This is a genomic window from Streptomyces sp. NPDC002133 (genome assembly GCF_040296405.1).
In the GTDB taxonomy this organism is placed as follows: Bacteria; Actinomycetota; Actinomycetes; order Streptomycetales; family Streptomycetaceae; genus Streptomyces.
The window spans coordinates 155,717-177,004 of sequence record NZ_JBEOXF010000008.1 but is presented as its reverse complement, the minus strand read 5'-3'; the positions used below and the strand labels follow the sequence as shown (position 1 = coordinate 177,004).

General features: G+C 70.2%; 16 protein-coding genes and 2 pseudogenes. 9 read left to right on the top strand and 9 right to left on the bottom strand.

The window, feature by feature from the left end; genetic code table 11:
* The first annotated feature begins 10 nt into the window (after positions 1–10).
* The 4 genes from nuoL to ABT078_RS12545 all read left to right on the top strand — a co-directional run bounded on the left by nuoL (position 11) and on the right by ABT078_RS12545 (position 5,465).
* The gene (nuoL, locus tag ABT078_RS12560) at positions 11–1,906 is read left to right on the top strand and encodes an NADH-quinone oxidoreductase subunit L (protein ID WP_351226712.1); all 1,896 of its coding nucleotides are present in this window, start codon (positions 11–13) and stop codon (positions 1,904–1,906) included.
* Positions 1,907–1,920: 14 nt separating this feature from the next.
* The gene (locus tag ABT078_RS12555; RefSeq protein WP_351226710.1) at positions 1,921–3,525 is read left to right on the top strand and encodes an NADH-quinone oxidoreductase subunit M; all 1,605 of its coding nucleotides are present in this window, start codon (positions 1,921–1,923) and stop codon (positions 3,523–3,525) included.
* A complete protein-coding gene (gene nuoN, locus ABT078_RS12550; RefSeq protein ID WP_351226708.1) occupies positions 3,522–5,171 on the top strand; it encodes an NADH-quinone oxidoreductase subunit NuoN in 1,650 nt (549 codons plus the stop codon). Before ABT078_RS12555 ends, nuoN begins: the two co-directional genes overlap by 4 nt.
* Before the next feature lie 144 nt (positions 5,172–5,315).
* Entirely contained in the window at positions 5,316–5,465 is a 150-nt protein-coding gene (locus ABT078_RS12545) for a hypothetical protein (protein WP_351226706.1), read from the top strand.
* A 106-nt stretch (positions 5,466–5,571) separates the two neighbouring features.
* On the opposite strand, the gene ABT078_RS12540 is transcribed toward ABT078_RS12545, so the two are convergent.
* Entirely contained in the window at positions 5,572–6,213 is a 642-nt protein-coding gene (locus ABT078_RS12540; RefSeq protein ID WP_351226704.1) for a DUF4190 domain-containing protein, read from the bottom strand.
* Between the two features lie 421 nt (positions 6,214–6,634).
* Here ABT078_RS12540 and ABT078_RS12535 point away from each other — a divergent pair, with 421 nt between their 5' ends.
* Positions 6,635–6,928, top strand: a complete 294-nt coding sequence (locus ABT078_RS12535) for a hypothetical protein (protein ID WP_351226702.1) — start codon at positions 6,635–6,637, stop codon at positions 6,926–6,928.
* Between the two features lie 135 nt (positions 6,929–7,063).
* Here the strand turns inward: ABT078_RS12535 and fahA are convergent, their stop codons facing one another.
* Together fahA and ABT078_RS12525 are read right to left on the bottom strand one after the other, a co-directional pair.
* Positions 7,064–8,293: a fumarylacetoacetase gene (gene fahA, locus ABT078_RS12530; protein ID WP_351226700.1), complete on the bottom strand. Its 1,230-nt coding sequence runs from the start codon at positions 8,291–8,293 to the stop codon at positions 7,064–7,066.
* Between the two features lie 118 nt (positions 8,294–8,411).
* Positions 8,412–9,271: pseudogene (locus ABT078_RS12525) on the bottom strand (CocE/NonD family hydrolase C-terminal non-catalytic domain-containing protein); the annotation flags it as partial.
* A 477-nt stretch (positions 9,272–9,748) separates the two neighbouring features.
* Here ABT078_RS12525 and ABT078_RS12520 point away from each other — a divergent pair.
* Together ABT078_RS12520 and ABT078_RS12515 are read left to right on the top strand one after the other, a co-directional pair.
* Positions 9,749–10,759: a polyprenyl synthetase family protein gene (locus tag ABT078_RS12520; protein ID WP_351226698.1), complete on the top strand. Its 1,011-nt coding sequence runs from the start codon at positions 9,749–9,751 to the stop codon at positions 10,757–10,759.
* A 405-nt stretch (positions 10,760–11,164) separates the two neighbouring features.
* Positions 11,165–12,412 (top strand): LolA family protein, encoded by a 1,248-nt coding sequence (locus tag ABT078_RS12515; protein ID WP_351226696.1) that lies wholly within the window; start codon positions 11,165–11,167, stop codon positions 12,410–12,412.
* A gap of 184 nt (positions 12,413–12,596) precedes the next feature.
* Here ABT078_RS12515 and ABT078_RS12510 read toward each other — a convergent pair whose 3' ends face one another.
* Together ABT078_RS12510 and ABT078_RS12505 are read right to left on the bottom strand one after the other, a co-directional pair.
* Positions 12,597–13,937, bottom strand: a complete 1,341-nt coding sequence (locus ABT078_RS12510) for a M28 family metallopeptidase (RefSeq protein ID WP_351226694.1) — start codon at positions 13,935–13,937, stop codon at positions 12,597–12,599.
* 175 nt (positions 13,938–14,112) lie between these two features.
* Positions 14,113–14,562 carry a VOC family protein gene (locus ABT078_RS12505; RefSeq protein ID WP_351226692.1) on the bottom strand — a complete coding sequence of 150 codons (450 nt, stop codon included), beginning with the start codon at positions 14,560–14,562 and terminating at the stop codon, positions 14,113–14,115.
* 37 nt (positions 14,563–14,599) lie between these two features.
* Here ABT078_RS12505 and ABT078_RS12500 point away from each other — a divergent pair.
* Positions 14,600–15,219 (top strand): annotated as a pseudogene (locus tag ABT078_RS12500) (CGNR zinc finger domain-containing protein).
* A 456-nt stretch (positions 15,220–15,675) separates the two neighbouring features.
* On the opposite strand, the gene rarD reads toward ABT078_RS12500, so the two are convergent.
* Together rarD and ABT078_RS12490 are read right to left on the bottom strand one after the other, a co-directional pair.
* Positions 15,676–16,680: an EamA family transporter RarD gene (gene rarD / locus ABT078_RS12495; protein ID WP_351226690.1), complete on the bottom strand. Its 1,005-nt coding sequence runs from the start codon at positions 16,678–16,680 to the stop codon at positions 15,676–15,678.
* An 89-nt stretch (positions 16,681–16,769) separates the two neighbouring features.
* Entirely contained in the window at positions 16,770–17,633 is an 864-nt protein-coding gene (locus tag ABT078_RS12490; RefSeq protein WP_351226688.1) for an SDR family oxidoreductase, read from the bottom strand.
* 91 nt (positions 17,634–17,724) lie between these two features.
* On the opposite strand from ABT078_RS12490, the gene ABT078_RS12485 reads away from it, so the two are divergent.
* On the top strand, positions 17,725–18,099 hold the full coding sequence (locus ABT078_RS12485; protein ID WP_351226686.1) for a winged helix-turn-helix transcriptional regulator: 375 nt from the start codon (positions 17,725–17,727) through the stop codon (positions 18,097–18,099).
* Between the two features lie 45 nt (positions 18,100–18,144).
* Here ABT078_RS12485 and ABT078_RS12480 read toward each other — a convergent pair whose 3' ends face one another.
* Positions 18,145–19,206 carry a 2-oxoacid:ferredoxin oxidoreductase subunit beta gene (locus ABT078_RS12480; RefSeq protein WP_351226684.1) on the bottom strand — a complete coding sequence of 354 codons (1,062 nt, stop codon included), beginning with the start codon at positions 19,204–19,206 and terminating at the stop codon, positions 18,145–18,147.
* Positions 19,199–21,145: a 2-oxoacid:acceptor oxidoreductase subunit alpha gene (locus ABT078_RS12475; RefSeq protein ID WP_351226682.1), complete on the bottom strand. Its 1,947-nt coding sequence runs from the start codon at positions 21,143–21,145 to the stop codon at positions 19,199–19,201. The genes ABT078_RS12480 and ABT078_RS12475 overlap by 8 nt, the downstream gene beginning before the upstream one ends.
* Positions 21,146–21,288 lie beyond the last annotated feature (143 nt).

Below are 21,288 nucleotides of genomic sequence, written 5' to 3'. Positions count from 1 at the left end.
GGGCTGAAACGTGGAGAACCTGATTGCGCTGCTGGTCGCGGCGCCCCTGCTCGGAGCGGCGCTGCTGCTGTGCGGAGGGCGCCGGCTCGACCGTACGGGCCACTGGATCGGCACACTGCTCGCCGCCGCCTCCTTCGTCATCGGTGTCGTGCTCTTCGCCGACATGCTGGGCAGGCCCGGCGACGACCGGACCCTGTACCAGCATCTGTTCAGCTGGATCCCGGTCGAGGGCTTCCAGGCGGACGTGGCCTTCCAGCTCGACCAGCTGTCGATGACCTTCGTCCTGCTCATCACCGGCGTCGGCTCGCTCATCCACCTGTACTCGATCGGGTACATGGAGCACGACGAGCGCCGCCGCCGCTTCTTCGGTTACCTCAACCTGTTCCTCGCGGCGATGCTCCTGCTGGTCCTCGCCGACAACTACCTGCTGCTGTACGTCGGGTGGGAAGGCGTCGGGCTCGCCTCGTACCTGCTCATCGGCTTCTGGCAGCACAAGCCCAGCGCCGCGACGGCGGCGAAGAAGGCCTTCCTGGTCAACAGGGTCGGCGACATGGGCCTCTCGATCGCCATCATGGTCATGTTCACGACCTTCGGGACCTTCACCTTCGGCCCGGTGCTCGGGTCCACCGGTCAGGTCTCGGAGGGCACGCTGACGGTCATCGGGCTCCTGCTCCTGCTCGCCGCGTGCGGCAAGTCCGCGCAGGTGCCGCTGCAGTCCTGGCTCGGGGACGCGATGGAGGGCCCGACCCCGGTCTCGGCCCTGATCCACGCGGCCACGATGGTGACCGCGGGTGTCTATCTGATCGTCCGCTCCGGAGCGATCTTCAACGGGGCGCCGGACGCGCAGCTCGTCGTCACCGTCGTCGGTGCGGTCACGCTCCTCTTCGGTGCGATCGTCGGTTGCGCGAAGGACGACATCAAGAAGGCGCTGGCCGGTTCGACGATGTCGCAGATCGGGTACATGATCCTGGCCGCGGGCCTCGGCCCCATCGGCTACGCCTTCGCGATCATGCACCTCGTGACGCACGGCTTCTTCAAGGCCGGGCTCTTCCTCGGCGCCGGTTCGGTCATGCACGGCATGAACGACGAGGTGGACATGAGGAGGTACGGCGGCCTTCGGACGTACATGCCGATCACCTTCGTCACCTTCGGCCTGGGCTATCTCGCGATCATCGGTTTCCCGGGCCTGTCGGGCTTCTTCTCCAAGGACAAGATCATCGAGGCGGCCTTCGCCAAGGGCGGCACGGAGGGCTGGATCCTCGGTGGAGTCGCCCTGCTGGGCGCCGCGATCACCGCGTTCTACATGACGCGCGTGATGCTGATGACCTTCTTCGGAGAGAAGCGCTGGCAGCCCGACGAGAAGGGTGATCTGCCGCATCCGCACGAGTCCCCGAGGACGATGACCCTGCCGATGATCGTGCTCGCCTTCGGGTCGGTCTTCGCGGGCGGGCTGTTCTCCTTCCACGAATCGTTCGTGAACTGGCTGAAGCCGGTCACCGAGTTCGAGCACGGGCACCCGCCGATCAGCGCGGGCGCGGTGACCGCGTCCACGGTCGCGGTGATGGTGATCGGCGTCGCGCTCGCCTACGTCCAGTACGGGCGCCGTCCGGTCCCGGTGGTCGCCCCGCGCGGCTCGCTCCTCACCCGGGCCGCACGCCGCGATCTCCTCCAGGACGACTTCAACCACATCGTCCTGGTCCGCGGCGGCGAGCACCTCACCCGGTCGCTCGTGTACGTGGACCACACCCTGGTCGACGGAGTCGTCAACGGCACGGCGGCGTCGTTCGGCGGTCTCTCCGGCCGCCTCCGCAAGCTGCAGAACGGCTACGCCCGCACCTATGCGGTCTCGATGTTCGGAGGTACGGCGGTGCTGATCGCCGCGACCCTGCTGATGAGGGCGGTGTGACCACGATGTCGCAAGTGGCAAACGCTGGTTTTCCCCTCCTGACGGCGACGGCGGCACTACCGGCGATCGGCGCGATCGCCACGGCCGCCGTCCCGGCCGGCCGCCGCGCCGCCGCCAAGTGGCTGGCGCTGCTCGTCTCGCTCGGCACGCTCGTACTGGCGGCGGTCGTGGCCGTAAGGTTCGACCCCGCCGGCGACCGCTATCAGCTCACCGAATCCCACGCCTGGATCGCGGACTTCGGTGTGCGGTACGAGCTGGGCGTGGACGGAATCGCGGTGGCGCTGATCGCGCTGACCGCCGTACTGATCCCCTTCATCATCCTGGCCGGCTGGCACGACGCCGACCCCCTGGAAGTGTCCGACAGTGACAGTGTCGCGGGGCAGTCCAAGCGCTGGCGGCCGACGCAGGGCTTCTTCGCCCTGATCCTGTCGGTCGAGGCGATGGTGATCCTCTCCTTCGAGGCCACCGACGTCTTCCTCTTCTACATCCTCTTCGAAGCCATGCTCATCCCGATGTACTTCCTCATCGGCGGCTTCGGGGACCGCGCCCACGCGGGCAGCGACGAGAACGCGGCGACGCAACGCTCGTACGCCGCGGTGAAGTTCCTGCTCTACAACCTGGCCGGCGGACTGATCATGCTGGCCGCGGTCATCGGTCTCTACGTCGTCGCCGGGAACTTCTCGCTGACGGAGATCGCCGAGGCCCGCGCCAACGGGCAGCTCGACATGGCGACGAACACCGAGCGGCTGCTGTTCCTCGGCTTCTTCTTCGCCTTCGCCGTCAAGGCGCCGCTGTGGCCGCTGCACACCTGGCTGCCGAACGCCATGGGTGAGGCGACCTCCCCGGTCGCCGTACTGATCACGGCGGTGGTCGACAAGGTCGGCACCTTCGCGATGCTCCGCTTCTGCCTTGGGCTGTTCCCGGAGGCGTCGGAGTGGGCGACACCGGTGATCATGGTGCTGGCGCTGATCAGCATCGTGTACGGGGCGCTGCTCGCGGTGGGTCAGCGGGACATCAAGCGCCTGATCGCGTACGCGTCGATCTCGCACTTCGGCTTCATCATCATGGGCATCTTCGCGATGACCAGCCAGGGCCAGTCCGGCGCGACGCTGTACATGGTCAACCACGGGATCTCGACGGCCGCGCTGATGCTGGTGGCCGGCTTCCTGATCTCGCGGCGCGGCTCGCGGCTCATCGCCGACTACGGCGGTGTGCAGAAGGTCGCCCCGGTCCTCGCCGGCACCTTCCTCATCGGCGGTCTGGCGACCCTGTCGCTGCCGGGGCTCGCGCCCTTCGTCAGTGAGTTCCTGGTCCTGGTGGGCACGTTCGCCCGCTATCCCGTGGTCGGCATCATCGCCACCTTCGGCATCGTGCTCGCCGCGCTCTACACGCTGGTGCTCTACCAGCGGACGATGACGGGCCCGGTGAAGGAGGAGGTGCGGACCCTGCCGGATCTGCGCCTGCGTGAACTGCTGGTGGTCACCCCGCTGATCGCGTTGCTGATCTTCCTCGGCGTCTACCCGAAGCCGCTGACGGAGATCGTCAATCCGGCCGTGGAGCACACCATGTCGGACGTACAGAAGAAGGACCCCCAGCCCGAGGTGGAGGCGGCCAAGTGAGCACGACAGCTGTCCACAGCCTGTGGACAACGGCAGCCGAGCCGCTGGACAAGATCCCGGCCCCGCACATCGAGTACGCACAGCTCGCCCCCACGCTCATCGTGGTCGGCGCGGCGGTCATCGGTGTGCTGGTCGAGGCGCTCGTCCCGCGCAAGGGCCGTTACTACGCACAGGTGTTCGTCACCGTCGTCGCGCTGGCCGCCGCGTTCGCCGCGGTGGTCGGGCTCGCCGCCGGCGGGTACGGCACCACCAAGGCGCACATCGCGGCGATGGGCGCCATCGCGGTCGACGGTCCCGCGCTGTTCCTGCAGGGCACCATCCTGCTGGCCTCGCTGGTAGCGATCTTCACCTTCGCCGAGCGGCGGCTCGACCCGGTGGCGCACGGCAAGCGCGTCGACTCGTTCGCCGCGCAGGCGGCGTCCGTACCGGGCAGCGAGAGCGAAAAGGCCGCGGTCAAGGCCGGGTTCACCACCACCGAGGTGTTCCCGCTGGCGCTCTTCGCCATCTCGGGGATGCTCGTCTTCCCCGCGGCGAACGACCTGCTGACGCTCTTCATCGCACTCGAGGTCTTCTCGCTGCCGCTGTACCTCCTCTGCGCCCTGGCCCGCCGCAAGCGGCTCATGTCGCAGGAGGCCGCGGTGAAGTACTTCCTGCTCGGAGCGTTCTCGTCGGCTTTCCTGCTCTTCGGGATCGCGCTGCTGTACGGGTACGCCGGCTCCGTTTCGTACGCGAGGATCGCCGACGTCGTCGACGGCAGCATCCAGACCATCGACCCCGCGCTGGCCTCCACGATGGGCAACGACGCACTGCTGCTCATCGGCGGCGCGCTCATCCTGATGGGGCTGCTCTTCAAGGTCGGCGCGGTCCCGTTCCACATGTGGACACCCGACGTCTACCAGGGCGCGCCGACCCCGGTCACCGGCTTCATGGCGGCGGCCACGAAGGTCGCGGCGTTCGGCGCGCTCCTGCGGCTGCTGTACGTGGTGCTGCCGGGGCTGCGCTGGGACTGGCAGCCGGTCATGTGGGCGGTCGCGATCGTCACCATGCTGGGCGGCGCGATCGTCGCGATCACCCAGACCGACATCAAGCGGCTGCTGGCGTACTCGTCGATCGCGCACGCCGGGTTCATCCTCGCCGGTGTCATCGCGGTCACGCCCGACGGCGTCTCCTCCGTGCTCTTCTACCTGGGCGCGTACTCGTTCGTGACGATCGGCGCGTTCGCGGTCGTCACGCTCGTACGGGACGCGGGCGGCGAGGCCACGCACCTGTCCAAGTGGGCGGGGCTCGGGCGGCGTTCGCCGCTGGTGGCGGCGGTCTTCGCGGTGTTCCTGCTCGCCTTCGCCGGCATTCCGCTGACGTCGGGCTTCTCCGGGAAGTTCGCCGTCTTCAAGGCGGCGGCGGAGAGCGGCGCGGGCGCGCTGGTCGTGGTCGGTGTGATCTCGTCCGCGATCGCCGCGTTCTTCTACATCCGGGTCATCGTGCTGATGTTCTTCAGCGAGCCGAAGCCCGAGGGCCCGACGGTCGCCGTGCCGTCGCTGCTCACGTCGACGACGATCGCGGTGGGTGTCGCGGTCACGCTGGTGCTCGGTGTGGCGCCGCAGTACTTCCTGGATCTGGCGGGGCAGGCGAGCGTGTTCGTCCGGTAGCCGGCGGGCGCGATCATGCCGAAGGCCCGGTGTCTCCTCGGGGGAGACACCGGGCCTTCGGCATGTCCGAGCGCGCGGGCCGGGCCGCAGCAAAAGGACTACGCTCGACCAAGGGGAGGGCTGGAGGGTCAAGGGAGAGCCATCATGATCGACCAGTACCAGTACCCCGAGTACACCACTCCCTCGCAGGCCGAGGGCGAGGACCTCGAATCGACCGAGGAACAGCACCCCGACGTCTCCAGGACGACCCCGTCCCAGGCCGAGGGCGAGCGGACGGCGGACGACGAGGACTGACCGACGGGATGCCCCGGCGTCCGGGCCGTCGCACGGTGCGCATCTCGCATCCCGGCGTGTGCCGTGCCATGACCTCTCGGTCCGTGGCCTGCGGCCCGGCCCCGGCTCAGGAACCGCCGGCGCCGGCGCGGACCGAGCCGGTGCTCGAGCCGCTGGTGTCGCCCAGAAAGCAGGTGACCTCGCGGTCGCCGAGGGTCCAGCCGGCGGACTGCGGGTGGTAGTAGTACACCTCCAGCGTCTCCGGGAGCTTCGCGGCCTCGCCCACGTAGTCGGTGAGCGGCGTGCCGGCGCACTTCTCCTCGGCGATCGAGATGACCTTCTCGGTACCCGGGTACGGCCCGTCCTCCAGCTGGAAGACGGCGTACGCCTCGCCCTCGTGAGGCTGGTCGCAGGGCACGATGCGTACCGAGAAGGCGGCCTGGCCGCCGTCCGCGTCGCCGTACTCCGCCAGATCGTCCTCCGTGGTGAAGCAGTCTCCCTCGCGGATGTCCTGCACGTCGCTGGAGCCCGGGCTGGTGACCTGGCCACTGGTGTCGCGGCGCGGCTCGGGACCGTCGTCGAACGCTCCGGAGACTCCGAGGATCACCACGAGTGCGTAGAACGCGATGGTCACGGCGTGGATGGCGATGGCGGCGATGGCGAAGCCCTTGCCCTTCTCGCCGCGCTTGCGGATCTGGGAGAGGGCGATGATGCCGAGGATCAGCGGGACCAGCGGCAGCGCGCAGACGATCGACATGACGAACGCCACGACGGCCGGTGTGTTCGTTTTCTGCGGCGGCGCGGCGTACCAGCCCTGCGGGCCGCCGTACGGACCGGGTTGCCCGGGCTGTCCGTACGGTCCAGGTTGCCCCGGCTGCCCGTACGGCCCCGGCTGCCCGTACGGCCCTGGCTGTGGGTACGGCTCCGGGGACGATGGTGGTTGCGGCGGTATGGACATGCGCGTGGCGCTCCTTGTACAGACGGTGAGATCGCAACCTATAGCCAGGCTCTGACACCGCGGACGCCGGGTGGGAGTGGGGACAGTTGCCGAACTTCCCGCCGGCCGCTGTCACGACGGCTCCGCCGGTGGGGCTCGGATCCGGGCCCCGGCGGTGCGCGGCGGGGCAACCCGCGATCAAGGTCCGGCGTCCTTCGGGACGCCAGACCTTGATCGCGTCAACGGGGGACACATGAACACGCCGGCAGTGCAGGACACACAGCGCAGGCCTTCGAGCGCCGACACCTGGCCGGCGGTGCTCCTGCTCCCGGCCGTCCTGCTGCTGAGGTTCCTCGGCGAGCACCCCTGGGCCTACTGGACTGCGACGGTCATCGGCGTACCGGGGCTGATCGGCGCCGGTGTCGAGATCACCGGCGCGGTCCGGCATCTGCTGGGCGGACGCCGGCCGTGGGTGGCGGCCTGGGTCCTGCTCACGCTGGTGTCAGCGGTCCTGGTCCTGGCGCTCAGGCTGGCCGAGCACGGGTGACGCGCCGGGCGGCGCAGGCCCGAACGCCGGCGTCGGGGCGCTCGTGACGCCGGCAGAGTGGCCCCGCGCCCTCGTGGTCGTGGCGGGCGTGTCCTCCCGTGCGGGCGGCGCCGCCCGCCCGCACGCCGGAGGCCGCTAGTCGGCCGCGGGCACGATCCGGCCCGTGACCTCGCCCAGACCGACCCGTACGCCGTCGGGACCAGGCGCCCACGCGGTCATGGTGACCTCGTCGCCGTCCTCCAGGAACGTCCGCTTCCCGTACGGCAGGTCCAGCGGGTCCCGCCCGTTCCACGTGAGCTCCAGGAGGGAGCCGCGCTGGTGGACGTCGGGGCCGCTGACCGTGCCCGAGCCGTACAGGTCGCCGGTGCGGAGCGAGGCGCCGTTGACGGTCATGTGCGTGAGCTGCTGGGCGGCCGTCCAGTACATCGTGGCGAACGGCGGCTCGCTGACGGTCTGTCCGTTGACGGCGACGGAGATGCGGAGGTCGAAACCTCCCGGCTCCTCCTCGGCGGAGTCGTTCAGATAGGGAAGTACGGGGACGTCACGCGCGGGCGGGGCGACACGGGCGGCGTCGAGGGCCTCCAGCGGGGTGACCCAGGCGGAGACGGAGGTGGCGAAGGACTTGCCGAGGAACGGGCCGAGGGGGACGTACTCCCAGGCCTGGATGTCCCGTGCGGACCAGTCGTTGAGCAGCTGCAGGCCGAACACGTGCTCGCGGAAGGCGGACAGCGGGACCGGCCGGCCCGGCTCGGAGGGGGTGCCGACGACGAAGCCGACCTCCGCCTCGATGTCCAGCTTGACGGACGGGCCGAAGACGGGCGCCGGGTCCGCGGGGGCCTTGCGCTGGCCGGCGGGCCGGATCACGTCGGTGCCGGAGACGACGACCGTGCCGGAGCGGCCGTGGTATCCGATCGGAATGTGCTTCCAGTTGGGCGTGAGCGGCTCGCCGTCGGGGCGGAAGATGTGCCCGACGTTCGTGGCGTGGTGCTCGCTGGAGTAGAAGTCGACGTAGTCGGCGACCTCGTACGGCAGGTGCAGCGTCACCCGGGACAGGTGGTGGAGCAGGGGCTCGATGTCCTGCCGGTGCGCGGGCACGGTGACCCACGCGGTGAGCGCGCGCCGTACGTCACGCCAGGCCGTCCGGCCCGCCGCGAGCAGCGGGTTCAGGCTGGGCCGCGCGAGCAGCGCGGCGTAGGGGGAGCCGAGGGTGTGCGCCGCCGCCCCCGCGTCGAGCACATGGTCACCGATCCTGACCCCGAGCCGCTGCCGGTCGGGCTCGTCCGCGGTGGTGAAGACGCCGTAGGGGAGGTTGTGCGGGCCGAAGGGGTCGCCCTCGGCCAGATCGAGCGGGCTCTGCTCGGGCATCGGTGCTTGCCTCGCTTTCCACGTGTGTGGGGGACACGTTACGTGGGCGGTGCGCGTGGCGTCAGTGACCGGGGTTCCGCCCCGGACCCCGCCGCGGACGAGGCCGCGGGACGCGTGGCTATCGCGCGGTACGCGCAATCCGCTTCTCCCAGGTGCGGTGGAAGACGACCTCGTCGCTGTGCCGGCACACCACTTCGTTCGAGGTCAGGAAGTGCGCCGCGTCGCACGTGACTTCGGAGCGGGTCTCGATGCGGACGTCCCGGCCGAGTTCGGGCCGGTGCAGCCGGATCCTCCAGTCGGAGCGGGTGCGGGCGGACAGTGGGTCCCGTTCCCTGATCGTGTACGTCTCCAGTCCGTCCTCGGTGAACTCGAGGCCGTCGGGGTGAACACGGGTGCCGCCGAAGCCGGCCGTGGCCTCGAGGCGCCACTCGCCCTTGGCCACGTCACGGACGATCAGCCGCGGGGGGCGGGGCTCGTCCAGGGTCACGGGAGTGACGACGCCGAGGGGTTCGGACCGCTCGGGGTCCTCGAAAGCGATCGCGTCGGTCGTGGGGTCGCGGACCGGTAGTTCGAGGGAGGAGCCCGCGGGGTCGAGCGTGAAGCCTGCACTGCCGGCCCGGGGCCAGATCCACGGCCAGTACGCGGAGGAGACCGACAGCCGGATGCGGTGACCGGGCGGGAACGTGTGGCCGATGCCGCTCAGTTCGAACGTGACGTCCTCGGTGGCATCGGGCAGCCGGGCCCCGGCCGTCTCGCCGGCGGCCGCCGGCTCTCGGGCGCCGGCCGTCTCGCGGCCGTGCCGGGCCGAGAGATCGAGCGCGCCACGAGTGACGAGGGTCGAGGAGCCGTCGGGCGCCACGTCGCAGAGGCGCGCCACCGCCTGGCCGTGAGGCACGTCCATCCGGAGCCGCAACGTCACCCGGGGGGGCGTCCGAGGATCTCCACCCGGTCGGGGACCGCGAACTCGAAGCTCGCCGACCAGTCGGTCAGCCGGTGCGGGACGTATTCGAGGAGCGCCGGTACGGGCTCGTCGGTCAGCGGCCGCCAGACCCGCGCGTACAGCCGTGTGCCTCCCCCGGAGCCTGCGGCCCGCGTGGGGGTCCGCCCGGCCACCGGGATGCGGATGTCCTCGTGGCGGGTCTCGTACGGGAAGGATGTGCGGATGCGCATGGGAACCTCAGGGGAGGACGGGGCGGCGGGCCCGCGTCCGAGCAGGTGACCCGGGGCCGCGGAAGGCGGGGCGGTCTTCGGGCGGAGGCCGTTCGCCGTTCTCGTCGAGTTCGGTCGCGGTTCCGGACAAAGTGATGCTTCCGGTCGTATGAGTTGATCACGAACATACCGGGGGTGGCGGGAAGGCGCCGCCGTTGATCGAAAGGGGACCGGATAGGCTGACTTGAGTGATGACAGCGACACATCGACAATCCGCGTGATCGTCAGCAGACAGGAGTACCTCTCGTGACCGTCGTCGGGCCTTTCGGGCTGAGCGTGCGGGACCAGGCACTTGAGGCCGATGTCCAGAACGGATTGGCGGCTGTCGAGGCGGGCCTGCTCGATGCCACCAAGAGCGAGGTCCCCTTCATCACGGAGGCCGCACAGCACCTCGTCCGCGCGGGCGGGAAGCGCTTCCGGCCGCTGCTGGCCATGCTGGCGGCCCAGTTCGGCGATCCCTACGCGCCGGGTGTCGTGCCCTCGGCCGTGGTCGTCGAGCTGACACACCTGGCGACGCTGTACCACGACGACGTGATGGACGAGGCCGACGTGCGCCGCGGTGTCGCGAGCGCCAACGCCCGCTGGGGCAACTCGCTGGCGGTCCTGACCGGCGACTTCCTCTTCGCCCGCGCCTCGCACATCCTGGCCGACCTGGGTCCCGAGGCCGTACGGATCCAGGCCGAGGCGTTCGAGCGGCTGGTCACGGGCCAGATCCTGGAGACCGCGGGCCCGCGTGACGGCCGCGATCCGGTCGATCACTACCTCGACGTCATCGGCGGCAAGACCGGTTCGCTGATCGCCGTCTCCGGGCGCTTCGGTGCGATGATGTCCGGCGCCGACGAGGGCATCACCGACATCCTCACCCAGTACGGCGAGCGGCTCGGCGTCGCCTTCCAGCTCGCCGACGACGTACTCGACATCGCCTCCGACTCGCACGAGTCCGGCAAGACCCCGGGCACCGATCTGCGCGAGGGCATCCCCACGCTGCCGGTGCTCCGGCTGCGGGAGCGGGCCGCCGCGCACGGCCGGGCCGAGGACCTGGAGCTGGTCGAGCTGCTGGAGGGCGACCTCACGGACGACGCGCGGCACGCTGAGGCGCTGGGCAGGCTGCGGGTGCACCCCGCGCTGGAGCAGGCGCGGCGCGACACCGTGCGGTACGCGGAGGAGGCGCGGGCGTTGCTGGCGCCGCTGCCGAAGTGCTACGCCAGGGCCGCGCTGGAGGAGCTGTGCGACGCGGTGGTGCACCGCGCCGGCTGAGCCTCTCGGGCTCGTTCTCCCGCATCGACGGGGCGTGCGATCCGGGTCGCATTCTTGGGGGAGTCCGGATCAGGGCTCACTCCTGGACCTGAAGGCCCCCCGGTCCGGGGAGAACCGGGGCTGTTCGTGGACACCGGCGGATCCTCCGGCTGAACACGGTGGGCGGCGTCGCACCGGCCGGCAGCTGCCACAAGGGCTCGATCGTCGGGGTCCCGTAAGGGGCCGACTGCGTCTTCGTCCAGCACTGACCACCGCCCATCCCCTACGGGTCGGGTGAGACGTGAGGCCCCCGGGTCATACCGCAGCAGTACGTGGAGTTGAGCCCGGGGGCTGACGTTTCCGGCAGGGCGATTTGGTCAGATGGTGTGGACGGACGACGCCGCTATCACGGAGGTAGGGCACACCATGGCACCGAACGAGAACGCACCGATCACCGAAGAGCCGGGGGAGGACGTCCCGGCACGCCGGAGGGCGGCGCGCTACGTCGTCCCGGCCGCGGTGGCCGGCGTTGCCGCGGCGACCATCGGGCTTGTCCCGGCGCTCGCCGCGTCAGGAGACTCCGATCTGCCGAAGGTCACGGCACAGGAGCTCATCGAGAAGATCGCCGCATCGGACGCGCAGCAGCTCTCCGGCACGGTGAAGATCAGCACGGACCTGGGCCTGCCGGACCTGGGCGGTCTGGCGAACAGCCTCGTACCAGGGGCCGGCAAGGGCGCGTCCGGCGCCTCCGCGTCGCCCGACGCCAAGCTGATGGAGCTGGCCTCCGGCACGCACCGGGTGGACGTCGCGGCCGACGGCGAGGACAAGCAGCGGGTGTCGTTCCGGTCGGGCGACGAGGAGTACAGCGTCGTCCACAACGGGGAGGACGTCTGGACGTACGACAGCGCCTCGAACGAGGTCGTCCACGGCAAGGACGGCGGCGCGGGCGAGGGCAAGCACGACGGCGCGGGCGAGGAGGCCACGAAGGAGCTCCCGACCACGCCCAAGGAGCTCGCCGAGGAGGCGCTGAAGGCCGCGGACGAGACGTCGACCTCGGTGACGGTCGACGGCACGGCCCGTATCGCCGGCCGGGACGCGTACCAGCTGGTCATCAAGCCGAAGCAGAGCGGCTCGACGATCGCCTCGATCAAGGTCGCGGTGGATGCCGAGAACGGCGTGCCGCTGAAGTTCACGCTGCTGCCGAGCGACGGGGGCAAGGCGGCGGTCGACGCGGGCTTCACCAAGGTCGACTTCTCGAAGCCCGCCGCCTCCACCTTCGACTTCACGCCGCCGAAGGGCGCGAAGGTCACCGAGGCGGACGAGCTGAACGCCCTCGAGAAGGAGGCCCCCAAGTCCAAGGAGGGACTCGAGGAGTTCGAGGGGCTGGAGGGCTTCAACGGTCTGAACGTCATCGGCGAGGGCTGGACCTCCATCGCCGAGCTCTCCGCCCCCGGCGGCGAGGGCTTCGAGTCGCCGAAGGCCGGCGGGGGCGATGTCCCGCCGGAGGCCGGCAAGTTCCTGGACGCCCTCGGCGACCAGGTGAAGGGCGACTTCGGCACGGGCACGGTCTTCAAGACCCGCCTGGTCAACGCCCTGATGACGGACGACGGCAAGGTCTACGTCGGCGCGGTCACGCAGGACGCGCTGGTGAAGGCGGCGAACGAGGCGAAGTAGCCGGCCCGCTGCGGGTCTGCGGGTCTGCGGGCTTGCGGGTCTGCGGGTCTGCGGGCTTGCGGGGCCTGTGGCCTGAGGTCTGTGGCTCGGCGGACGGTGCGGGGCGTCCCTCAAAGGGGGCGCCCCGCACCGCGGTTGCCGTGAGATGCCTGGAAGTACGGCGCGATGCCTGGGGGTGTGATGCTCAGAAGGTGAGCTTCCAGCTGTCGATGTAGCCGGTGTCCTGGGCCGCCACGTCCTGGACCCTGAGCCGCCAGGTGCCGTTCGCGGCCTCGCTCGACGCGTTCACGGTGTACGTCGTGATGACGTTGTCCGCCGAGTCGCTGCCGCTGGAGTTCTTCAGGCGGTACGCCGTGCCGTCCGGTGCCACCAGGTCGATGACCAGGTCGCCCCGCCAGGTGTGCTTGATGTCCACGCCGACCTGGAGCGCGGAGGGTGCGTTGCCGGTACGGCCCGAGACGGTCACCGAGGACGTGACGGCGGCCCCGTTGTCCGGAACGGAGACGTCGGCCGCGTTCTCGTAGACGTCACCGTCCGGCGGGACGGTCGTACCGGCCGACAGGGTCCAGACCGCGTGGGCGATCGCGTCGCTGTTCCGGTCGAGGGCGGTGTCGCTGATGTTGGACGTGGTGTCGCAGGAGGAGTGGTAGCAGCGGTCGAAGGCCTGGCCTGCCGTGCCGCCCCACTTCTGGGCCTGCGCCGTGGACTTCGTGCGGCTGGCGCCGGTGAAGAGGCCGCCGACCGGTATCCCGACGTTCTTGAACGAGGCGTGGTCGGAGCGGCCGTCGCCCTCCGTCTCGATCTCGGTCGGGACACCGAGGCCCGCGAAGTAGTCCTTGAAGGTCTTCTCGATGGCCGGGTCGTCGTCGTAGACGAAGTATCCGGGGTTGGGCGAGCCGATCATGTCGAAGTTGAGATAGCCGGTGATCTTCGAACGGTCGGTGGCCGCAAGGTTGTTGACGTAGTACCGGGACCCGACCAGGCCCAGCTCCTCCGCGCCCCACCAGGCGAAGCGCAGATGCTTGTCCGGTTGGAGCTGGGCGCGGGAGACGGCGAGCGCGGTCTCCAGGACGCCTGCCGAGCCGGAACCGTTGTCGTTGATGCCGGGGCCGGAGCTGACCGAGTCGAGATGGGCGCCGGCCATCAGTATCCGGTTGGCGTCACCGCCGGGCCAGTCGGCTATCAGGTTGTAGCCGGTGGCGCCGGAGGACGTGAACTGCTGGACCGTGGTGGTGAATCCGGCCGCGTCCAGCTTGGCCTTCACATGGTCGACCGAGGCCTTGTACCCCGCGCGGCCGTGCGCGCGGTTTCCGCCGTTGGCGGTGGCGATCGACTGGAGGTCGGTGAGATGGGCCCTGACGTTCGCGAGAGGGATGTCGGGCGCGGCGAGCGCCGCCGGGGAAGGTGCGGCGCCCGGTGCGGCGGCGGTGTCGGTTGCGGCTGCGGTCGGGACGACTGCGGCGAGCAGGCCGGCGAGGGCAAGTGCCGTGACTGCGACGGCGCGTCTGTGCACGGAGTGGGTCATGTGGGGGGCTCCAAGATTCCGTACGGGGATTGGACGGAACGTGCGAGACACCCCGCGGCGGCGGTGCTGCAGGGTGCTGGAGCTGTACTCGGTGCGGCGTGTGGGTGAATGTTCAGCGAGAACCTGACTGACCGTCAAGGGCGGAAACCGGTCAGTCAGGTTCGGTGAGCGGACGCTATTGCACGCAGAACTCGTTGCCCTCCGGGTCCTGCATGACGACCCACTCGCCGCCCGGCTCCTTCACCCGTCGCTGCACCGTCGCGCCCAGCCCCTCCAGCCGGGCGACCTCCGTGTCCCGCCGCTCCGGTCCGGGGTGCAGGTCGAGATGGAGCCGGTTCTTGACCGTCTTGACCTCCGGGACCCGCTGGAACAGCAGCCGCCTCCCGAGACCGGTGCCGCTCTCCTCCTCGTACGGGTCGTCCGGATGCCGGACCGCGGCCAGATCACGCCAGAAGCGACGGCCGTGCCGTTCCACGGTCAGCTCGGGCGGTACAGCCCCGACGCCGAGCAGCCGCTCGATGAGCGCGCTGTTGTCCTCGGTCACGTAACCGAGGGCCTCCGCCCAGAAGTCGGCCTGGGCGAGCGGGTCGGTCGCGTCGATCACTAGCTTCCAGTGCAGCGTCATGGAAGCCAGTCATATTGGTTGCATGAGGGAGGTGGCAATGGACTCGCCGACAGCACCCGGACTGACGCTGCGCACACCGGAGGGCGGGGCGTTCCGCTTCGAGCCGGGCGCGCCCTGTCCGGAGTTGCTTCTCACCGGAGGCCCGGGCGGTCTCGCGCACTACGAAGTGCCGGGCGAGCCCGACGGGTTGGTGTGCTGGGCCGCTGAGAGCCGGCTTGCTGCCGGGCCGCGGCCCGCCGTGGACGAGGCGGAGGCGGCGCCGCTGCCCGCGCGCTGCGGGACGCGCTGTGGCGACCGACCGGCGCCCGCGCCCACGGCCGCTCCGCCGCCCCGGACGATCTGGCCGTGCTGAACGAGGCAGCAGCCCCCCGCCCCTCGTCACCCGCCCGTCGTCACCCGCCTCGCGCCGGACGGAACCCGCGACTGGGCCTCGGGGGCGACCGGCCCCCACATCCAGTCGACCGTTGCCCGCGATGCCGTCGGCTTCTTCACCGGCCCGCACGCGGACCGCGTCCGCGAATGCGCCGCACAGGACTGCCTCTGCTCTCCGTCGACACCTCCCGTCCCGGGCGCCGCCGCCGGTGCGCGATGGAGCGCTGCGGCAACCGGCACAAGGCCAGGGCCCACCGCGCGCGTCAGCCCCCTGACGGGCACTGACGCCTCCGGCGGGGGCCCGGTGCCGCGGGGCGGATACCGATTCCGGCGGGGTGGACACCGATTCCGGGTCGGGACCCGGTGAGTCTGTCCGTCCTCGCGGGACGGGCTGGGTGGTCGGGGGTGCCTCGTACCGTGGCGTTGCGGTTGGCTCCACCCACCTGGCCGCAGTCGGCGGACTACCGGGGCGGGGCCGTGCAGGGTCGCCTCCGCAGCAATCTGGCGGTGGTTCGTGATGACGCCGTACCCGCCGATTTCGGAGGAGGTGAGCCCGGAGGGCCCCGCACCCCCCACAGGCAGCAGCGGCACCAGGCCCGTTGGGGGAACAACCTTCCAGGCGATGCTCCGGGGGAGTTCGAGAACGGACACACCGGCCGTCGCCGCGGCACCGCCCACACCGGTGCCGGCGCAAACCCCGCACTGGTGGCCGCGCGGGGTGGGCGGGGGAGGCGTGCACGCTCAGCCCGCTGGGGCCTCCCGTGGGGCCGCGCTCACGGCCGGGTCCACCTTCGTGGCCGGGCCCACGGCCTGGCCCACCTCCACAGTCGCCGCCGCCGCGACCAGCCGTGCCGCCTTCGCCCGCGTGCGCCGAGCCGTGCGCAGCGCATCCCAGGTCAGAATCGTCAGCGCCAGCCAGACCAGCGAGAACCCGGCCCACCGTTCGGCCGGCATGGCCTCATGGAAGTACACGACGCCCAGCAGGAACTGGAACACCGGTGCCAGATACTGCAGCAGCCCCAGCGTGGACAGCGGTACCCGTATCGCCGCCGCGCCGAAGCACACCAGCGGCGCCGCGGTGACCACGCCCGTGGCCGCCAGCAGGGCAGCGTGCCCCGCCCCCGCCGTGCCGAACGTGGCCGACCCCTGGGATCCCAGCCACACGAGATAGCCGAGCGCCGGCAGGAACTGCACTGCGGTCTCCGCCGCCAGTGACTCCAGGCCCCCGATGTTGATCTTCTTCTTGATCAGTCCGTACACCGCGAAGGAGAAGGCCAGGATCAGCGAGATCCACGGCGGTCGCCCGTAGCCCACGGTCAGCACCAGCACCGCCGCGAAGCCGATGCCGACCGCCGCCCACTGCGCGGTCCGCAGCCGCTCCTTCAGCAGCAGCACGCCCATCGCGATGGTGACCAGCGGGTTGATGAAGTAGCCGAGCGACGCCTCGACCACCTGACCGGCGTTGACGGACCAGATGTAGACGCCCCAGTTCACCGTGATCACCGCCGCGGCGACGGTGATCAGGCCGAGCTTGCGCGGCTGGCGCAGCAGCCCGCGTATCCAGGCCCAGCGGCGCAGCGCCAGCAGCGCGACGGCCACCACGGCCAGGGACCAGACCATGCGGTGGGCGAGGATCTCGACGGCGCCGGCCGGCTTCAGCAGGGGCCAGAAGAGCGGGACCAGACCCCATATGCCGTAGGCACCGATCGCGTACAGCAGTCCTGCCCGCTGCTCGCTGTCCTTCACTGACCCTCCTGCCGCCCTGCGCCGCGCTGTCTTGTCGAAGGTAGCGCCGGGCAGGGCCGGCTGTCATGTCCGTATCCGTAATACGGTCATTACTGCTTCGTGAGAGCCTCGGCGACCGTGTCCGCGAGCGGCGTCGTCGGTCGGCCGATGAGCCGGGCGAGATCGCCGTTCCTGTGGGCGAGCAGTCCGCGCTCGATCGCCCTGTCCACGTCGACGAGGATCGCCGCAAAGCCCTCCGCCAGTCCGGCGGCGGCCAGGATCTGCCGGTTCGCCTCGGCGGACACGACGTTGTACGTGATGTCCTTGCCGGTCTGCTTCGCGACCTCGGCCGCGTATTCGGCGAAGGACCAGGCCGTGTCCCCGCTGAGCTCGTACGCCCGGCCGAGGTGGCCCTCGCCGGTCAGCACCGCCGCCGCGGCCGCGGCGTAGTCGGCGCGCGCGGCGGACGCGACGCGGCCGTCACCGGCGTTGCCGACGACGGCGCCGTGCTCCAGCACCGGGGCGAGGTTGTCGGTGTAGTTCTCGGTGTACCAGCCGTTGCGCAGGAAGGTGTACGGCAGGCCGGAGCCGAGGATCGCCTGCTCGGTGGCCTTGTGCTCGGCCGCGAGCTGGAAGTCGGCCCCGGGCCCGCCGAGGACTCCGGTGTACGCGAGCCGGGCGACCCCGGCCGCCTTTGCCGCATCGATCACGGCCTGGTGCTGCGCCGCGCGTCGGCCGACCTCGTTCCCGGAGATCAGCAGCACCCGGTCGCCCTCGGTGAAGGCGCCGGTGAGGGTCTCTGGCGCGTCGTAGTCGGCGATGCGGAGCTCGACGCCCTGCTCGGCGAGGCCGACGGCCTTCTCCTTGGTGCGTACGGCGGCGGCGATCTCTCCTGCGGGGGTGCCGGCGGCGAGGAGCTGCTCGACGACGAGGCGGCCGAGGTGCCCGGTGGCGCCGGTGACGACGATGCTCATGGGTGATTTCTCCGTTTCATCGGGACTCGGCACTCACCCTACGGCCGGTGCTAACTATCAGAAAGTACCCACTTTGAAGTAAGGTACTGGCATGAGCGTAAGGATGAAGCCTGACGTCAACGAGGCGATGTGCCCCTCCCGGATCGTTCTGGAGCACGTCACCAGCCGGTGGGGCGTCCTCGTCCTCGCGGCGCTGCTGGGCCAATCGCACCGCTTCAGCGAACTGCGCCGCGCGATCGGCGGGGTCAGCGAGAAGATGCTGGCGCAGACGCTCCAGACCCTGGAGCGGGACGGCTTCGTGCACCGCGACGCCAAGCCCGTCATCCCGCCGCGCGTGGACTACTCCCTGACCCCGCTCGGCAGGGAGGCCGCCGAGCAGGTGTGGGCACTGGCCCGCTGGAGCGAGCGGCACGTGGCGGACGTGGAGCGGGCGCGGACGGCGTACGACGAAGCCCGGGCCTCCTGAAAGGAGCCCGGGCTTCGGGAGGAAGACCTCGGCGGACCGTACCGGTCAGCCCACGACGGTCCACGTGTCGCCGCCGGACAGCAGTGCGGCCAGGTCTCCCTTGCCGTTCTGCTCGATGGCGGCGTCCAGCTGGTCGGCCATCTGGGTGTCGTAGACCGGCCGCTCCACGCTGCGGAACACCCCGATGGGAGTGTTGTGCAGCGTGTCGGGGTCCGCCAGGCGCGACAGCGAGAAGGCGGTGGTCGGGCTGGAGCTGTGCGCGTCGTGGACGAGGATCCGCGACTCGTTCTCCGGAGTGACAGCGACGACCTTCAGATCCCCGGTCGCCTCGTCCCGGACGACACCCTTGCCGGCGTCCTTGCCGAAGAGGATCGGCCGACCGTGCTCCAGCCGGATGACGGCCTCCTCGGCCTGCTCCCTGTCCTTGAGGGCGTCGAAGGCGCCGTCGTTGAAGATGTTGCAGTTCTGGTAGATCTCCACCAGCGCCGTGCCCGGGTGCTCGGCGGCGGCGCGCAGCACCTCGGTCAGGTGCTTGCGGTCGGAGTCGACGGTGCGGGCGACGAAGGACGCCTCGGCGCCGATCGCCAGCGACACCGGGTTGAAGGGCGCGTCGAGCGAGCCCATCGGCGTCGACTTGGTGATCTTGCCGACCTCGGAGGTCGGGCTGTACTGGCCCTTGGTCAGGCCGTAGATCCTGTTGTTGAAGAGCAGGATCTTGAGGTTGACGTTGCGGCGCAGGGCGTGGATCAGGTGGTTGCCGCCGATGGAGAGGGCGTCGCCGTCGCCGGTGACGACCCAGACGCTCAGATCGCGGCGCGAGGAGGCGAGTCCGGTCGCGATGGCGGGGGCACGGCCGTGGATGGAGTGCATCCCGTAGGTGTTCATGTAGTACGGGAAGCGCGAGGAGCAGCCGATGCCGGAGACGAAGACGATGTTCTCCTTCGCCAGGCCGAGCTCGGGCATGAAGCCCTGCACGGCGGCGAGGACGGCGTAGTCACCGCAGCCGGGGCACCACCGGACCTCCTGGTCCGACTTGAAGTCCTTCATGGACTGCTTGGCCTCGGCCTTCGGAACCAGGGACAGCAGTGAGGACGCTGTCTCAGTCATTGATGGCCTCCTTGAGAGCCGTGGCGAGCTGCTCGGCCTTGAACGGCATACCGTTGACCTGGTTGTACGACTGCGCGTCGACCAGGAATCTCGCCCGGATCAGTCCGGCGAGCTGGCCGAGGTTCATCTCCGGCACCACTACCTTGTCGTAACGCTTCAGAGTCTCGCCCAGATTCCTCGGGAACGGGTTGAGATGGCGCAGATGGGCCTGCGCGATGGGAAGTCCGGCGATCCGCAGCCGGCGCACGGCGGCCGTGATCGGGCCGTACGTCGAGCCCCAGCCCAGCACGAGCGTGCGGGCGCCGTCCGGGTCGTCGACCTCGAGGTCGGGCACCTCGACGCCGTCGACCTTGGCCTGGCGCACGCGGACCATGAAGTCGTGGTTGGCCGGGTCGTAGGAGATGTTGCCCGTGCCGTCCTGCTTCTCGATGCCGCCGATCCGGTGTTCCAGACCGGGCGTGCCGGGCAGTGCCCAGGGGCGGGCCAGCGTCTGCGGGTCCCGCTTGTACGGCCAGAAGACCTCGGTGCCGTCCTCGGTGGCGTGGTTAGGGCCGGTGGCGAACTGCACGCGCAGGTCGGGCAGTTCGTCCACGTCCGGGATCCGCCACGGCTCGCTGCCGTTGGCCAGGTAGCCGTCGGAGAGCAGGAACACCGGCGTGCGGTACGTCAGCGCGATCCGGGCCGCCTCCAGCGCCGCCTCGAAGCAGTCCGCGGGTGTCTTCGGAGCCACGATCGGGACCGGGGCCTCGCCGTTGCGCCCGTACATCGCCTGCAGCAGGTCCGCCTGCTCGGTCTTGGTGGGCAGACCGGTCGAAGGGCCGCCGCGCTGGATGTCGACGATCAGCAGCGGAAGCTCCAGCGAAACCGCGAGGCCGATCGTCTCGGACTTCAGCGCCACACCCGGGCCGGAGGTCGTCGTCACCGCCAGGGAGCCGCCGAAGGCCGCTCCGAGCGCCGCGCCGATACCCGCGATCTCGTCCTCGGCCTGGAAGGTCCGTACGCCGAAGTTCTTGTGCTTGGAGAGCTCGTGCAGGATGTCCGAGGCCGGGGTGATGGGGTAGGAGCCCAGGTAGAGCGGCAGATCCGCCTGCTGGGACGCGGCGATCAGGCCGTACGCCAGCGCCAGGTTCCCGGAGATGTTGCGGTACGTGCCCGCCGGGAAGGCCTTGACGGCCGGGGCGACCTCGTAGGAGACGGCGAAGTCCTCGGTGGTCTCCCCGAAGTTCCAGCCGGCCCGGAAGGCCGCCACGTTCGCCTCGGCGATCTCCGGCTTCTTCGCGAACTTGGCCCGCAGGAACTTCTCGGTGCCCTCGGTCGGCCGGTGGTACATCCAGCTCAGCAGGCCCAGCGCGAACATGTTCTTGGAGCGCTCGGCCTCCTTGCGGGAGAGCCCGAACTCCTTCAGCGCCTCGATGGTCAGCGTCGTCAGCGGGATCGGGTGGACGTTGTAGCCGTCCAGCGAGCCGTCCTCGAGCGGGGAGACGTCGTAGCCGACCTTGGCCATGGCGCGCTTGGCGAACTCATCCGTGTTGACGATGATCTCGCCACCGCGCGGCACATCGCCGATGTTCGCCTTCAGCGCGGCAGGGTTCATCGCCACCAGGACGTTCGGCGCGTCACCAGGAGTGAGGATGTCGTGGTCGGCGAAGTGGAGCTGGAACGACGAGACACCCGGCAGCGTGCCTGCGGGCGCGCGGATCTCCGCCGGAAAGTTCGGCAGCGTGGACAGGTCGTTGCCGAACGACGCCGTCTCCGACGTGAAACGGTCACCTGTCAGCTGCATACCGTCACCGGAGTCACCCGCGAACCGGATGATCACCCGGTCCAGATGACGGACCTCCTTCTCGGCGGTGGGCCTGCGCTGTCCCCCGACGACGGTCTCACCGGTCTCGTCTGCCTCGTCTGCATGCTCGGCTGGGCTACTGACCTGGCTGGTCACTGAACTGGACCTCCTTCGAGGCGGCTGGGCTGCGGCCGGCTCACCGGTCGCTCCAAGGCCAACCCTACGTCGGTAAGGGTCGCCTTCCCTGGATCGCTCACATACTGGACGTCAATCCGAGACGTATCGATGCCCTGGTTTGC

Bases quoted from the DNA above. Each gene is read 5' to 3' on its own strand.
- ABT078_RS12490 (WP_351226688.1), bottom strand. From the start codon at position 17,633: ATGAGCATCGTCGTCACCGGCGCCACCGGGCACCTCGGCCGCCTCGTC.
- ABT078_RS12535 (WP_351226702.1), top strand. From the start codon at position 6,635: ATGAACACGCCGGCAGTGCAGGACACACAGCGCAGGCCTTCGAGCGCC.
- ABT078_RS12510 (WP_351226694.1), bottom strand. From the start codon at position 13,937: ATGACCCACTCCGTGCACAGACGCGCCGTCGCAGTCACGGCACTTGCC.
- ABT078_RS12515 (WP_351226696.1), top strand. From the start codon at position 11,165: ATGGCACCGAACGAGAACGCACCGATCACCGAAGAGCCGGGGGAGGAC.
- ABT078_RS12545 (WP_351226706.1), top strand. From the start codon at position 5,316: ATGATCGACCAGTACCAGTACCCCGAGTACACCACTCCCTCGCAGGCC.
- fahA (WP_351226700.1), bottom strand. From the start codon at position 8,293: ATGCCCGAGCAGAGCCCGCTCGATCTGGCCGAGGGCGACCCCTTCGGC.
- ABT078_RS12485 (WP_351226686.1), top strand. From the start codon at position 17,725: ATGAGCGTAAGGATGAAGCCTGACGTCAACGAGGCGATGTGCCCCTCC.
- ABT078_RS12505 (WP_351226692.1), bottom strand. From the start codon at position 14,562: ATGACGCTGCACTGGAAGCTAGTGATCGACGCGACCGACCCGCTCGCC.
- ABT078_RS12480 (WP_351226684.1), bottom strand. From the start codon at position 19,206: ATGACTGAGACAGCGTCCTCACTGCTGTCCCTGGTTCCGAAGGCCGAG.